The sequence below is a fragment of the Clostridium sp. HBUAS56010 genome (assembly GCF_007115105.1).
GTDB lineage: Bacteria > Bacillota > Clostridia > Lachnospirales > Lachnospiraceae > Lacrimispora.
Genome location: NZ_SULJ01000001.1, coordinates 253178 through 267727, shown reverse-complemented (window position 1 = coordinate 267727; position 14550 = coordinate 253178). Strand labels below are relative to the sequence as shown.

At 41.5% G+C, this 14550-nt stretch carries 11 protein-coding genes and 1 tRNA gene; 7 read left to right on the top strand and 5 right to left on the bottom strand.

The window, feature by feature from the left end; translation table 11 throughout:
• Positions 1-6: 6 nt before the first annotated feature.
• The 4 genes from larA to FAY33_RS01250 all read left to right on the top strand — a co-directional run bounded on the left by larA (position 7) and on the right by FAY33_RS01250 (position 4430).
• Positions 7-1305 (top strand): nickel-dependent lactate racemase, encoded by a 1299-nt coding sequence (gene larA, locus FAY33_RS01265; RefSeq protein ID WP_143318946.1) that lies wholly within the window; start codon positions 7-9, stop codon positions 1303-1305.
• A 400-nt stretch (positions 1306-1705) separates the two neighbouring features.
• Positions 1706-2713: an ABC transporter substrate-binding protein gene (locus tag FAY33_RS01260; protein WP_143318945.1), complete on the top strand. Its 1008-nt coding sequence runs from the start codon at positions 1706-1708 to the stop codon at positions 2711-2713.
• Positions 2714-2734: 21 nt separating this feature from the next.
• Positions 2735-3646, top strand: a complete 912-nt coding sequence (locus FAY33_RS01255; protein ID WP_143318944.1) for an ABC transporter permease — start codon at positions 2735-2737, stop codon at positions 3644-3646.
• The gene (locus FAY33_RS01250; RefSeq protein ID WP_143318943.1) at positions 3633-4430 is read left to right on the top strand and encodes an ATP-binding cassette domain-containing protein; all 798 of its coding nucleotides are present in this window, start codon (positions 3633-3635) and stop codon (positions 4428-4430) included. The genes FAY33_RS01255 and FAY33_RS01250 overlap by 14 nt, the downstream gene beginning before the upstream one ends.
• Here the strand turns inward: FAY33_RS01250 and FAY33_RS01245 are convergent.
• From FAY33_RS01245 to FAY33_RS01225, 5 genes are all read right to left on the bottom strand, one after another.
• Positions 4381-5292: a DMT family transporter gene (locus FAY33_RS01245; RefSeq protein ID WP_143318942.1), complete on the bottom strand. Its 912-nt coding sequence runs from the start codon at positions 5290-5292 to the stop codon at positions 4381-4383. The two genes, FAY33_RS01250 and FAY33_RS01245, sit on opposite strands and share 50 nt — an antisense overlap.
• A 78-nt stretch (positions 5293-5370) precedes the next feature.
• A complete protein-coding gene (locus FAY33_RS01240; protein WP_143318941.1) occupies positions 5371-6432 on the bottom strand; it encodes an aldose epimerase family protein in 1062 nt (353 codons plus the stop codon).
• 24 nt (positions 6433-6456) lie between these two features.
• Complete coding sequence (gene asd / locus FAY33_RS01235; RefSeq protein ID WP_143318940.1) at positions 6457-7539, bottom strand: aspartate-semialdehyde dehydrogenase; 1083 nt, start codon at positions 7537-7539, stop codon at positions 6457-6459.
• Between the two features lie 157 nt (positions 7540-7696).
• On the bottom strand, positions 7697-9931 hold the full coding sequence (locus FAY33_RS01230) for a DNA topoisomerase (ATP-hydrolyzing) (protein WP_143318939.1): 2235 nt from the start codon (positions 9929-9931) through the stop codon (positions 7697-7699).
• A gap of 38 nt (positions 9932-9969) precedes the next feature.
• Positions 9970-11889: a DNA gyrase subunit B gene (locus tag FAY33_RS01225; protein ID WP_143318938.1), complete on the bottom strand. Its 1920-nt coding sequence runs from the start codon at positions 11887-11889 to the stop codon at positions 9970-9972.
• A gap of 154 nt (positions 11890-12043) precedes the next feature.
• Here FAY33_RS01225 and FAY33_RS01220 point away from each other — a divergent pair.
• The 3 genes from FAY33_RS01220 (at position 12044) to FAY33_RS01210 (ending at position 14537) form a co-directional block, all read left to right on the top strand.
• Positions 12044-12114 (top strand) — tRNA-Gly (locus FAY33_RS01220).
• Positions 12115-12632: 518 nt separating this feature from the next.
• Positions 12633-13580, top strand: coding sequence for a flavodoxin family protein (locus FAY33_RS01215; RefSeq protein ID WP_143318937.1), 948 nt, complete (start codon positions 12633-12635; stop codon positions 13578-13580).
• A 315-nt stretch (positions 13581-13895) separates the two neighbouring features.
• Positions 13896-14537, top strand: coding sequence for a DUF4397 domain-containing protein (locus FAY33_RS01210; RefSeq protein WP_143318936.1), 642 nt, complete (start codon positions 13896-13898; stop codon positions 14535-14537).
• Positions 14538-14550 lie beyond the last annotated feature (13 nt).

Genomic DNA, 14550 nt, shown 5'->3' with positions numbered 1-14550 from the left:
CTATCTATGAAAACCCATGAATCTGTTTCATTAAAATACGGAGATGCAGACATTGACATTGACGTTAGTAAAGCCACATCTGTCTTCTTTCTAAAAGGTAAGGTTCTCCTGCCCATTACGGACTTAAAAACCACATTTAAAGAAGCCGTTACTGCAAAAACTGTGGATTCAAAACCCTTAGATCAGCTTTTAAACTCCAAAGATCTGGTTACCATCGTAGTCAGCGACATTACCCGTTTCTGGATGCGCCAGGATTTAATCTGTCGGGAACTGATTGATTTTCTGCACAGCCAGTCACAGATTCCCTATGAAAATATGGTAATTGTGGTTGCTCTCGGAACCCATAGAGGTCATAGTGAGGAAGAGCAGAAAAAGGTTGTTGGAGAATATGTTTACAATCGGGTAAAGGTTCTAAACCACGACGCAACTGCAGACGATCTTGTTTTTATGGGCACAACCAGACAGGGAACTGACGTATGGGTCAACGCCCTTGCCGTCAACCGCAAAGTAATCCTGATCGGAGGAACGGTTCACCATCTGATGGCAGGCTTTGGCGGAGGACGCAAAAGCATTCTTCCTGGCATTTCAGGGAAAAAAACAATTGAGCAGAATCACCTTCTTTGCCTTGATAAAAACCTCCCGAAGTCCAGTACTGCCATTGGAAGCGGTGCCCTGTCCGGCAATCCGGTTCATGAAGACATGATGGAAGCTGCTGCCATGGTAAACCCTTTATTTAGCATTAACATTATCTCCACTCCCGAAGGCAGACACAGCCACATCATCTGTGGACACTGGGAAAAAGCCTGGTTAAAAAGCTGTGAGACTGTTCATGATTCTTTCAGCGTTCCCATTGAGGAAAAAGCGGATATTGTTATTGCCTCCTGCGGTGGTTATCCAAAAGACATCAACTTATATCAGGGAATTAAAACTTTGTTAAATATGTCTCTTGCCGTAAAACCAGGCGGAACCATGATATTTATTGCACAGTGCCGGGAAGGCGGCGGTTCACCTGACTTTTTTGACTGGAGAATTCCATTAAAAGACGGCGTTCTGGATGAAAAATTGCGAGAGAGCTTTACCATTGCCGGATATATCTTTTATGCTGGTATGGAAGCCATCTCCAAAGGAAATGTGCTGATGCTGACTTCTTTTTCACAGGACTTAAACGAGGAAGCTTTAAAGGATATGAACATCTCAGCTTATTGCGATATAAATGAACTTTTAAGCCATGTAGACTTTACAGACAAGTCTGTTTATGTAATGCCATACGGCGGAAATGCCCTGCCTCAGCATCACACCGCTTAATTATTTGAAGTTTTAACAGAAATTTTATAATTCTATTGACAAATGGTGTCTGATATGATTATATTTACTACAATGAAACCAGTGAAGTGGAAGTAAAACTACGATACGTGTTTACAGAGAGTTTGGGATGGTGGAACCCTTACAACGATTCGGCGTAGTACAATGGGCCACTGAGGGCGCAGGGAAAAGATTATAATCTGAGTATTCTGCGACGCAGCATCAGCGTTAACGGATGAGGAGTGTGTCGGCACTCTGCATGAGTCGGGCAAATTTTGCCAATCAAGGTGGTACCGCAGATCATAAGCATCTGTCCTTGGAGTATATCTAAGGATAGGTGCTTTTTTTGATTCAATCCCCCGCTCTTAAAATCCGAACAACTAAATGAAAAGGGAGATTTAACATGAAAAAAACATCTAAAATTACAATTGCACTGTCTTTGGCTGCATCCTTGCTTTTATTTACAGGCTGTCAGTCAGATAAAACGAAAGAAAGTTTATCCGGCTTTGAAGACAAAAAGTTAAAAGTAGGAATCATCCAATTGGTTGACAATGGTGCCTTTACAGATATGAGGGAAGGATTTACAGAAGAATTGGAACGCAGAGGTTACGGAAAAGATAAACTTGTCATTAATTACAAGAATGCTCAGGGAGATGCCACGAATTTAAACTCCATCTGTCAGGAAATGGCAGACAGCAAGGTGGACCTGGTAGCAGCGATTGCCACACCTGCCGCACAGGCCATGGTCAATCTGGATTCCGATATACCTGTAATATTCATCTCTGTGTCAAATCCAGTGGGCGCAGGATTAATTACAGATATGGAAAAACCCGACAAAAATGCCACAGGAACTTCCAATGCCATTCCGGTCAATGAAATCTTTGATCTTGCAAAGGAACTGACACCAGAACGTAAGTCCTTTGGTTTTCTATATAATACCGGAGAGATCAATTCTGTCACGACCGTAGAGAATTCAAAAAAATATCTGGATTCCATCGGAATGACCTATGAAGAAGCAGTCGTAACCAACTCTTCCGAGGTTCAGCAGGCAGCCCAGTCCCTTGCCGGAAAAGTAGATGCCATCTTTGTTCCAAACGACAGCGTCATCCAAAGTGCCATGCCTCTGGTTTCTGAAGTTGCCCGGAAAGCAGGAATTCCCATCTATGCCAGTTCCGCTACTACCGTAGAGTCTGGAGCATTTGCAACCATTGCTATCAGTGATAAGGAAATTGGTAAAATTTCAGCAGATATGGCAATCCAGCACTTGGAGGGAACACCTGTCAGTGAAATTCCTGCACAAATTGTCCCAGCATCTTCCACCGTTATCAATAAAAATGCTGCAGAAGCTCTCGGAATTACATTTCATAAAGAAATAAACAAAACTGCTGTTTTCGTAGAAGACGAAAATTAATCGAAGCGAAGGAGAATAATTATGACACTATTCTTAGGTTCTCTCCAACTGGGACTCATCTATGGACTATTGGCAATCGGTGTATTTATCGCATTTCGAATCTTAAATATTCCGGATCTGACTGCAGAAGGAAGTTTTACCTTTGGTCTGGCAGTCTCAGCCAGGCTTACCCTTCTTGGACATCCTTATCTTGGCATCCTGGCTGCCATTGCTGCCGGCGCTTTTGCCGGTTCTGTCACCGGTTTATTGCAGACCAAACTTTTTATTCATCCAGTTCTGGCAGGAATTCTGACTATGAGTGGTCTTTATTCCATTAATCTGCTGATCATGGGAAGCAGTTCCAACTTATCTCTGATTGGAGGCAATACAATATTCAAACTCATGACGGATCATTTTGTATTCCTGCCAAAAGAAGGAATTAAAATCTTACTTCCTCTTTTTATTTCAATTACTGCTGCACTTTTATTTGCATTCTTTTTTAAAACGCGAATCGGTCTTTGTATTCGTGCCACAGGCAACAACGAAGACATGGTCCGGGCATCCTCCATCAATGTCGATGGGACTAAAATCATCGCACTGGCTGCCTCCAACGGAGCCATTGCACTTTCAGGCGCACTGATTGCCCAGTATCAGGGATTTGCGGATATTAACTCTGGAGTAGGTATCATTGTGGTGGGGCTCGCCTCCGTTATTATGGGCGAACTGGTAATTCGCAAAGAAAGTGTGACACTGGGTCTGTTCTCTGCAATTCTTGGATCTGTAATCTACCGCTTCATGATTGCCATAGCCTTAAAATACAGTCCATTTCCAGCCTATGCCCTAAAGCTTGTATCCGCCTGTATCGTTGCAGTCGCCCTTTCTATCCCTGCAATTGAATACCATAGACAACTGCAGAAAATTAAAAAAGGAGGAAAAAACCGTGTTAACCATTGAAAACGCTGTTAAAATATTCTCAAAAAATACCCCCAATGAACATATTGCTCTCAATCATCTTAACTTAACCTTAGAAAAGAGGGATTTTGTTACGATTGTCGGCTCCAACGGAGCTGGAAAATCAACCTTGTTCCATGCAGTCAGCGGAGGATTCTGGCTGGATGAAGGCTCCATCTATCTGGATGGAAAAGATATTACTTTTTTACAGGAGCACAAACGGGCGCAGACCATTGGCCGTCTGTTCCAGGATCCCATGAAAGGAACTGCTCCTGGGCTAACCATAGAAGAAAATCTGGCACTGTCCTATTCCAGAAGCAAGCGTGGATTGCTTCTCCCGGCTTTAAATAAACAGGACTGCAGCCGTTTCAGAGAACTTCTTTCTGACTTTCATATGGGACTGGAAGACCGTATGAATACAAAGATGGGGCTTCTCTCAGGCGGTCAAAGACAGGTTGTCACACTGCTCATGTGTACCCTTGTACCTCCTAAGCTTCTGCTTTTGGATGAACACACGGCTGCCTTAGACCCTGCTACTGCAGAAAAGGTCATGGAAATCACCAATCAAATCATCAAAAAACATCAGCTTACTACCATGATGATTACCCATAACATGACATCTGCACTTACCACCGGGAATCGTATTATTATGATGGACTCCGGAAATATAATTCTTGATATCTCCGGAAAAGAAAAAGAAAAAATGAACGTTCCAGAACTTTTAGATCTCTATTCCGCTAAGAGCAAGAAGACGTTTGATCAGGACAGGGCGCTTCTTTCCTCTTAAATTCTGCTAATAAGATAGAAATAAACATCAGAACGCACCCCAGGATCAACTTAAAGGTTACTGGCTCTGAGAGAAAGATAACCGCAAATCCAAGACCAAACACTGCCTCAAAGGATAATATAATTGAAGAAGTGCCAGGGCTTAAATATTTTTGTCCCACATTCTGCAGGAGAAAACAAAGCATGGTACTGAATACGCCAAGATAGAGCAGACCAACAACCATAGAGCCATTGATGACAGAAAAGTCCTGTGCTCCCTCCAGGAAAGGTGCCAGAATCCAGCTTAACACCGCCGCCCCTATCATCTGGATGACAGTCAGGATAACCGGATCATGCTTTTTTGTATACCGGTCAATAAATACAATATGTACTGCAAAGAAAAAACCGCATATAAGGGTCAGTATATCTCCTATATTGACAGAGAAGTCTCCTTCTAAAGAAATAAGTGCAAGCCCAACCACAGCAAGAACTGCTGCTGACATATTGTTTGCCGAGGGCTTTTTCCGGTTAATGAACCAGTGAAGAAAAGGAACCAGGATTACATACAATGTTGTAATAAACGCATTCTTACTTGCTGTGGTATATTTCAGTCCATAAGTCTGCAGCAGATAGCTGAGGAATAAAAAGACCCCAAGAAGACCGCCCGATATGCAATCAGACTTTCTGATGGTCTTTATCTTTTTCCAGAATACTGCCACTAATGCAAAAGATGCGATGCTAAAACGCAGCGCCAGCAAATATGTCGGCGAAATAACATTTACCGAATTCTTCATTACAACAAACGCACTGCCCCAGATAATAGTTGTTACGATCAGACCCAATACGGACAGTACCTTCACTCCATTTCCATTTTGTATATTCATATGTACACAAATCAAATCCTTTCAGATAAGTACAGGGGCGCAGATCATCTGCGTCCCTGTTTGGTATTGCCTGTTTCTTTATTCTATATTAGAAAACTTATAAACGGTTACAGTCTTATATTCCTCTCCTGCCTTTAATACAGGAGATGGAAATTCGGGAGTGTTCACTGCATTGGGGTAATACTGTGTCTCAAAACAGTAACAGTATCTTTTCGCATAAACCGCTCCATGTTTCCCTATAGTTCCATCTTTTAAGAAATTGGCTGTATAAAACTGCATTCCAGGAAGATCTGTGTAAACTTCCATACGAATGCCACTCTTTTCGGCTTCTGCTGCCGCACATAATGAAACTTCTCCCTGGGGGTGATTGAGAACCCAGTTATGATCATATCCGTTGCCAAGAACAAGATCTTTGTAATCATCATTCAAATTCTGCTCAATTGGTTTCATAACTGTAAAATCCATAGGAGTACCTTTTACTGGTACTAATTCTCCCGTAGGAATGGACTTTTCATCTGCTCTTGTATAGGTATCGGCATCAATCCATACCCGATGATTCATGGCATACCCATCATCATGTCCTGCCAGGTTAAAATAACTGTGATTGGTGAAATTAGCTATGGTATCCTGATCACTAACCATATGATAGGAAAGCATCAGGCTGTTATCAGGTGCCAGTGTATATGCCACAGTAATCGCCGCATTGCCCGGATATCCCTGATCGCCATCCGGGGATTCCAGGGTAAAACTGATTCTTGTTCCCTGATCGGTTTCCTCTGCCTCAGCTTCCCATAAACGGGTATGATACAGATCCGGACCGCTGTGCAGATTATTGGTTCCGCTATTGGCTGCTAACTGAAACTCTTTTCCGTTTAATGTAAACCGTGCATTGGCAATGCGGTTGGCATTCCTGCCGATAGGAGCACCAAAATGAGGGATATTCAAAAGATACTCTTCTGCACTGTCATACCCCATAATCACATCAGTCTTTTTCCCGGTTTTATCCGGAACGATCATGGTTACCCAGACAGCACCCAAATCTGTAAAAGAAGCGGTGACTCCATTGCCATTATCCAAGGTGTATAAAAATATATGTCTGCCATCAGGCATCTTACCCCAAAGTTCCTTCTTATAAGCCATGTTTACCCCTTTCTGACCTGCCTTTTATGCGTTCATGTATCCTTTTGCCGCTAAAAGTTCTGCACAGAGAATTGCTCCGCCGGCTGCTCCGCGAACTGTGTTATGAGACATTCCCACAAACTTGTAATCATAAATGGAATCTTCACGCAGACGGCCTACGGAGATACCCATTCCTTTCTCAAAATCCACATCAAGGGCAATCTGAGGACGGTTGTCTTCTTCCATATACTGAATAAACTGTTTTGGCGCACTGGGAAGTTTAAGTTCCTGTGGAATCCCCTGAAACGTTCTGATCTTGTCAATTAACTCTTCTTTTGTAGGGTTTTTACGGAATTTAACAAATACAGCCGCAGTATGTCCGTTTAAAACAGGAATACGGATACACTGACAGGTAATTGATGGTTCACTTGCTTTTACAATCTCCCCATCTACAACCTTTCCCCAAAGTCGAAGAGGTTCCTGCTCACTTTTTTCTTCCTCACCGCCAATGTAAGGAATCACATTTCCCTCCATCTCAGGCCAGTCCTTAAAAGTCTTTCCTGCCCCGGAAATCGCCTGGTAAGTAGTTGCCACTACTTCATATGGTTCAAATTCCTTCCATGCAGTAAGCACTGGAGCATAACTTTGAATGGAGCAGTTTGGTTTTACTGCAATAAATCCACGTTTTGTACCAAGACGTTTTTTCTGATCTTTGATCACTTCAAAATGCTCCGGATTAATCTCCGGCACAACCATTGGTACATCTGGAGTCCATCTATGTGCACTGTTATTTGATACAACAGGAGTCTCTGCTTTTGCATAAGCTTCTTCAATCTCTCTGATTTCTTCTTTTGTCATGTCCACAGCACTGAAAACAAAATCAACACCAGCAGCCACTTTTTCCACTTCGTTGACATTCATTACCGTTAATTTCTTCACAGACTCAGGCATAGGTGTTGTCATCTTCCAACGACCGCCCACTGCTTCCTCATATGTTTTTCCTGCTGAGCGTGGACTTGCCGCTACTGTCACCACTTCAAACCACGGGTGATTCTCCAGAAGGGAGATGAATCTCTGTCCCACCATTCCAGTTGCTCCCAAGATGCCCACTTGCAATTTTTTTTCCATCTTTTTCTCCTCACTTTTTCCAGTTGTATTTCTATCATATGCTAAATTCTTAACTATCCTATAACAAACAAGGAGAAAAATCAATATTTATTCGCCATAAAAATACATTTGTGCGTGTGATAAAGACATTTCGTGAAATTATACGCGTCTCAGCGTACTAGAGGCGAACTTTGCTTCCTTTCCCATCCCGTTTTCCAACTTTTAAACGGTTTAGGTGAACTTCTTTTTCCTTGTAACGAATCACTGGTTCTTCTCCTAACAGATATATAGATTCCAGTTCTTCTCCTTGAGACAGCTTAATTCCCCTGACTCCTCTGGAATTTTTCTTTAACTCAGAAATCTCTTCCGTACGGAACCGTAGAAAAACACCAGATGATGTCTGAAGTACTACATCCGTCTGCCCTTCAAAAAGCTGGACAGCGATCAGACGATCCCCTTCCTGAAGCTTTGTAGCTGCCACGGTTCTGTTATTCGTTTCAAACTCTTCTCCGGCTACCAGTTTAACCAGAGCCTGACTGGTGGCAAAAAGAAGTTTCTGACCTCTTAAACCTTCGGCATGGCTCAGATAGATAATGTTCTCCTTTGTTCCGTCGAATTTACTTAAATTGTCAATGGGGACTCCCTTGTCTCTGAGTTTCCCTCCCGGAATATCAAGAACCTTTACCTGGTGAAGGTTGCCTGTATGAGTAAAAATACAGATCTTATCTGTATTGAAACAGTTTACCACATATGAGTTCTCGGTTTCAATGGTTTCTTTATTCCTGTCATATGTATTTTTATCCAGGATTTTACAATACCCAAACCGATCCATAACAAAGGTGACTTCTGAAACAGATACAGCAGATTCATCATATACGGCTTCTTTCCCATCCTCAATACATGTTCTTCTGGGTGTGGCGTACTCCTTTTTTATGGATTGCAGGTCTGATTTGATCACCTCATCCATATTTTTCTTGCTGGAAAGAATCTTTTCATACTGATTAATCTTCTCCAAGGTCTCTTTAAACTCTTTTTCCAACTGAAGTATCTCCAGGCCGATGAGCTTATAAAGGCGCATTTCAAGAATTGCGGTTGCCTGCTTTTCCGTAAAATGAAGTTTTCCAGCATCTTCCTCAAATCCACTGACTCTGAATTTAATGTTGGAAACATCTCCGGTCATCAGACAGTTTTTTGCATCTTTTAAGTTTTTTGAACCTCTTAAAACAGCAATGATTAAATCAATAATATCGCAGGCTTTAATAAGACCTTCTTTAATCTCCTTTTTATCCAGTTCCTTTTCTAATAACGCCTGATATTTCTTAGTGGCATTGCTGTACTGAAAATCAAGATAATTCTTTAAAATCCCTCTTAGACTCAGAGTTTCAGGCCGGCTGTTTACAATTGCCAGCATATTAACTCCATATGTATCTTCTAACTTTGTCTTCTTATATAAAATATTGCGGATTCGTTCCACATCTGCATCTTTCCGCAGTTCTAATACAATCCGAATCCCATCTTTATTGGATTGATTGGATATATCCACCACATCGGAAAGCTTCTTACTCTCTACCAGGTCTGCTACATCAATCAGGAATTTGTTAATGCCGGCACCGATCATCGTATAAGGAATCTCAGTAATGACCAGCTTATCTTTATCTGATTTACGTTTGCCCAGCTCCACTTCAAGCCTGCCTCGAAGTTTGATCTTCCCAACACCGGTTTCATAAATAGATGGCAAATCACTTTTGTTAGCAATAATACCTCCTGTGGGAAAATCTGGCCCAGGCATATATTCCATTAATTCACTTGTAGTAATATCCGGATTATCAATATACGCCATAACCGCATCAATGACTTCTCCCAGGTTATGGGACGGAATGCTGGTACTCATACCTACGGCAATTCCCTCTGCCCCATTAATAAGAAGATTGGGAACCCGGACAGGCAAAACCTCCGGCTCTTTTTCTGTCTCATCATAATTCGGAATAAATTCAACGGTCTTGTCCAGGTCTTTTAGATATACCTCTTCCGCAAATTTCTCGAGTCTGGCTTCCGTATAACGCATGGCAGCCGCTCCATCTCCTTCAATGGAACCAAAATTGCCGTGTCCATTAACAAGGGGCATTCCCTTTTTGAATATCTGGGACATAACAACCAGGGTCTCATATATAGAGCTGTCACCGTGGGGGTGATATTTACCCATGGTATCACCTACAATACGGGCTGACTTTCTATGCGGCTTATCATGGTTTAGACGAAGCTCGCTCATATCATATAAAACACGCCGCTGAACCGGCTTTAATCCATCCCTTGCATCCGGGATTGCTCTGGCTGTAATAACACTCATGGAGTAGTTCATATAGCTCTTTTGCATTTCCTCGGAATATTCTGTTCTAATAATTTTCTCTGCCATAGTTCCTCTCTCTTATCCTTATTTTCCGGTCATGCTTCCTACGCATCAATTTCAGCTTCGTCTGCATGTTCATAGATAAACTGCCTTCTGGGCAATACTTCACTTCCCATGAGCATCTCCGTAATCTCCGATGCCATACGGGCATCTTCAATTTCAACCAGTTTAAGGACCCGGCGTTCCGGATCAAGGGTGGTTTCCCATAGCTGCTGTGCATCCATTTCTCCAAGACCTTTATATCTTTGCAGCGTAAACTCCCCTTTGTGGGTCCGACGATAACGTTCCAGCTCTTTTTCGTCATACAGATACTGTTCTTCCCCCCGTTTTGGAATAACTTTAAACAGCGGAGGCATGGCAATGTACACATGCCCATCATAGATAAGTTCCGGCATAAACCGATATAAAAAGGTCAGAAGCAACGTGTCAATATGACTTCCATCCACATCGGCATCCGTCATTAATATGATCTTATTATAGCGTAGCTTCGTAATATCAAAGTCATTGCCATAGCCTTCGGAAAATCCGCATCCAAATGTATTAATCATGGTTTTGATCTCCGCATTGGCAAGCACTTTATCCATAGAGGCTTTTTCTACATTTAAAATCTTTCCGCGAATGGGAAGAATTGCCTGGTACTGTCTGTTCCGGGCAGTCTTTGCGGAACCGCCTGCCGAATCTCCCTCCACGATAAATATCTCACATTTTTCTGCATTCCGGCTTTCACAATTGGCTAACTTCCCGTTACTGTCAAAGGAAAAACGGGATCTGGACAGCATATTGGTCTTTGCCTTTTCTTCTGCTTTCCTGATCTTAGCTGATTTCTCCGCACAACTGATCACTGCTTTTAAAACCTCTAAATTCCGGTCAAAATATCGTTGCAGTTCTTCTCCTGCTACAGCAAAGACCGCCTTTGTAGCATCAGCACTTGCCAGTTTTGTCTTGGTCTGCCCTTCAAATATAGGATCGGGATGTTTTACTGCTACAACTGCCGTCAATCCATTTCTTGTATCTGCACCTGTAAAATTCGTGTCTTTTTCTTTTAAAATACCAAGTTCCCTTGCGTAACTGTTAATCATCTGGGTAAAACGTGTTTTAAAGCCCGCCAGATGCGTACCCCCTTCCTGGGTAAAGATATTATTACAAAATCCCAGAATATTTTCCTCAAATGTATCTACAAATTGAAGTGCCACTTCCACTTCCACTTTATCTACAATCCCTTTAAAGTAAACCGGATCGTGAATTGTCTCTTTTCCATGATTGAGTTCTTTTACATAAGCTACGATTCCATCCGGCTCATGATAAACAATCGTTTCCTGTTCACCCTGCCTTTTATTTATATAGGTAATGCGAAGCTGTGGATTAAGATATGCCGTTTCGTGAAGCCGGCTTTTAATCCAATCAGCTTTAAATTTTATCTTTTCAAAAATCTCCACGTCAGGAAGAAAATTAATCTCCGTACCTGTCTCTTTTGTCTTGCCCAACGTAGGAAGCAGGCCATCCACCAGTTCCACCGATGGTATGCCCCGCTCATATGCGTCATAATGAATCAGACCGTTCTTATATATTTTAATTTTCATGTGGGCAGACAGTGCATTCACTACAGAAGAACCAACTCCATGAAGTCCACCGCTTGTTTTGTAGGCATCATTGTCAAATTTACCACCTGCATGAAGTGTTGACAACACCACCCGTTCTGCTGAAACGCCTTTTTTGTGCATCTCCACTGGAATTCCACGACCGGAATCTTTCACGGTACAGGAACCATCTGCTTCCAATGTCACCCAGACCTGATTACAATAACCTGCCAGATGCTCGTCCACCGCATTATCAACGATCTCATATATCAGATGATTTAATCCTTTGGTCCCGACACTTCCTATGTACATTCCTGGACGCTTTCGTACAGCCTCAAGGCCCTCCAATACGGTAATGCTGTCCGCATTATACTGCGTTTTCGCCATGATACTTCCTCCACATCTTGTATATTCAACCTCCATTATACAATGTTTTTTCCTTTTTTGGCAAGTTACTAGTAATTTTTTTCCTTTTTTTCTCAAATACTATTGTAATTTTTAAAAGTTTTATGATATAATAATGATGCTTAAATGTGAATATGCAGATATAGTTCATTGGTAGAACATCAGCTTCCCAAGCTGAGGAGGCGGGTCCGATTCCCGTTATCTGCTGTTTTTTTAACCCTGGTAGATGCAAGGAATCCTTGTAAATATCAGGGTTTTTGTTGTTTGCGTCTTGTATATAAGATTCGCTGAACGGCTAACCCAGCCTTATATAGATCGGTTTCTAGTTCATAATTTTTACGATCTCATTGCTGATCTCCGAACACATTGATAAAGATATTGTTTTAAAAACTGTATTTATCCTTATTGACTCATAAAAGAATTGTTCTCTGCTGCGCCAGTTTTATTATTGGTATGCCATCATTGTCCTTCCAAATAAATATAATTAGTAGAAAGATACAACAAGCATTATAACCTGCCAATTTGGAAATATTCTTCTATAAAAAAGGATATTAGAACAATTCGTAATATAAAAATAGTTAATCTTATTTCTCCTTTCATGAAATTAAAAATTATGTTTTTATTGGTTTACTTTCAATTTTTCTACAAACTAAAAAATTACTTACACAAAAAAATTTATTATGCTATAATTTCAACCATTCGTAGAAAAAGGAGAAAAATTCAACATGTCAGTTAAAGTTTTAGGAATCACTGCGGGCCGCAAAAACAGTAACAGCGATATTTTATTAAAGGAAGCACTTCTGGAATGTGAACAAAATGGAGCGGATGTCACCATGATATCCCTCCGCGATTATCATATACAGGATTGCACCGGCTGCACCTCATGCACCATTGGGATGTCTCAGGGAAAGAATACAGGGTGTGTCTTGGATGATAAGGATGATAAGAAAAAAATCATGGATGTCCTTCTGAATTGTGATGCTGTTATTTTTGCCGCACCTACATATGACCTTATGGCCTGCTCCACCTTTGCCAAATTTGCACAGAGAAGCCTTAGTTATGAAACTTCGTTTCTTGAAACCATTGGTGCGATTGCTCATAAAGACCGGGTAAGCGCACTTATTGCTGTGGGCGGCTCAACCCGTTCATGGCAATCCATGGCATTGGAATCCATGCAGGCAGCAATGTTTACACTGGATCTTAAAGTCATAGATATGCTATTGGCTACCCGTGTCCCAGCACCTGCACAGTGCTTGTTGAATGATGAATTACTGGAAAATTCCCGTAAGATTGGTCAAAACATTATGACTGCAATCAACACTCCTGCCCAGGAACGCAAATGGTTGGGAAAAGAAGATATGGGCTGGTGCCCCAATTGTCATTCTAACGCATTGATTCTTGGTGAAATTCAATGGGATGGACTCCATTTCCCAATTGAGTGCCAGGTGTGCGGTGCTGGCGGAACATTGAAACAAACATCAGAGGGTACCTGGAAATTTGTTATTCAGAATAATGGGCTGTCAAGAGACCGCACTACTGTGGCTGGACGCGCCAAGCACCTGGAAGAAATCGCACACACACAGGGTGGCTTTTTCCAAAGCGGAGAGCAACGTAATATTGTTAAAAAACGGCTAGATAAATACAAAAATATTCATTTCAAAACCATAGTATAATGTTTGAATGATCAGAAGTTAATATATGGAAAGTGGGAGTTGTCCGTTCATTAATCATATGAGATCGTCATATTTGAAGAAATCTCAAAAAATATCAAATTTATTATTGGTATATGTTTACTGAGATTTTGATTAATTCACTGACTTATTACTAATATTTCATTTTGATTATACTCCCACTAACCGTTTTAAGCCTGTATCCAGCCAGTGAAAAATCAAATTGGAAAAAAAACAGAAAATCAGGCCGCTAAAGGTAACAAGGCAAAACTCATTTCATACTATATATCAAAAGTCTTAAAGTTGAGAACTATGTATATGTATACCCATCAAGGTAACTCTTACTATTCCATGCAGGCCCCCTATCAGGTGTCTTTCGTACGACTGCTCCATGCTTCTCCCGATGCTCCTGCTGTGGACATATATGCAAATAATAATATAATTGCAGAAGGACTTTCCTATAAACAGATAACTAATTACCTTCCGATTATGCCCGGCAATTATCAGATACAGGTATATCCGGCAGGAACCCAAGCAAACGCTGTCATAGATACCAATATAACCATTCCGCAAGACAGTGCATTTACGGTAGCCGCTGCAGGCGAATTATCAGATATTGGCTTAATGCCTATTCCTGAAATGTTTACGCCAATGGGAATAGGAAACGCTTCTTATGTACGATTTGTACATCTTTCTCCGAACGCTCCCGCAGTAGACATTACACTGTCAGACGGAACGGAACTCTTTGGAAATTTATCCTATACACAATTTACTGATTACATTGCCGTAAATCCAGGAACCTATACCCTTCAAGTCAGACCTACAGGAAGCAATCAGGTTGCATTAACGATACCAGACGTATATCTTATGCCCGGAGCAATTTACAGCATTTTTGCAGTTGGTCTTGCTGGAGATATGCCGCCATTAGAAGCAGTTATTGCTGCAGATGGTGAATACTAAAAAACGGATTGAC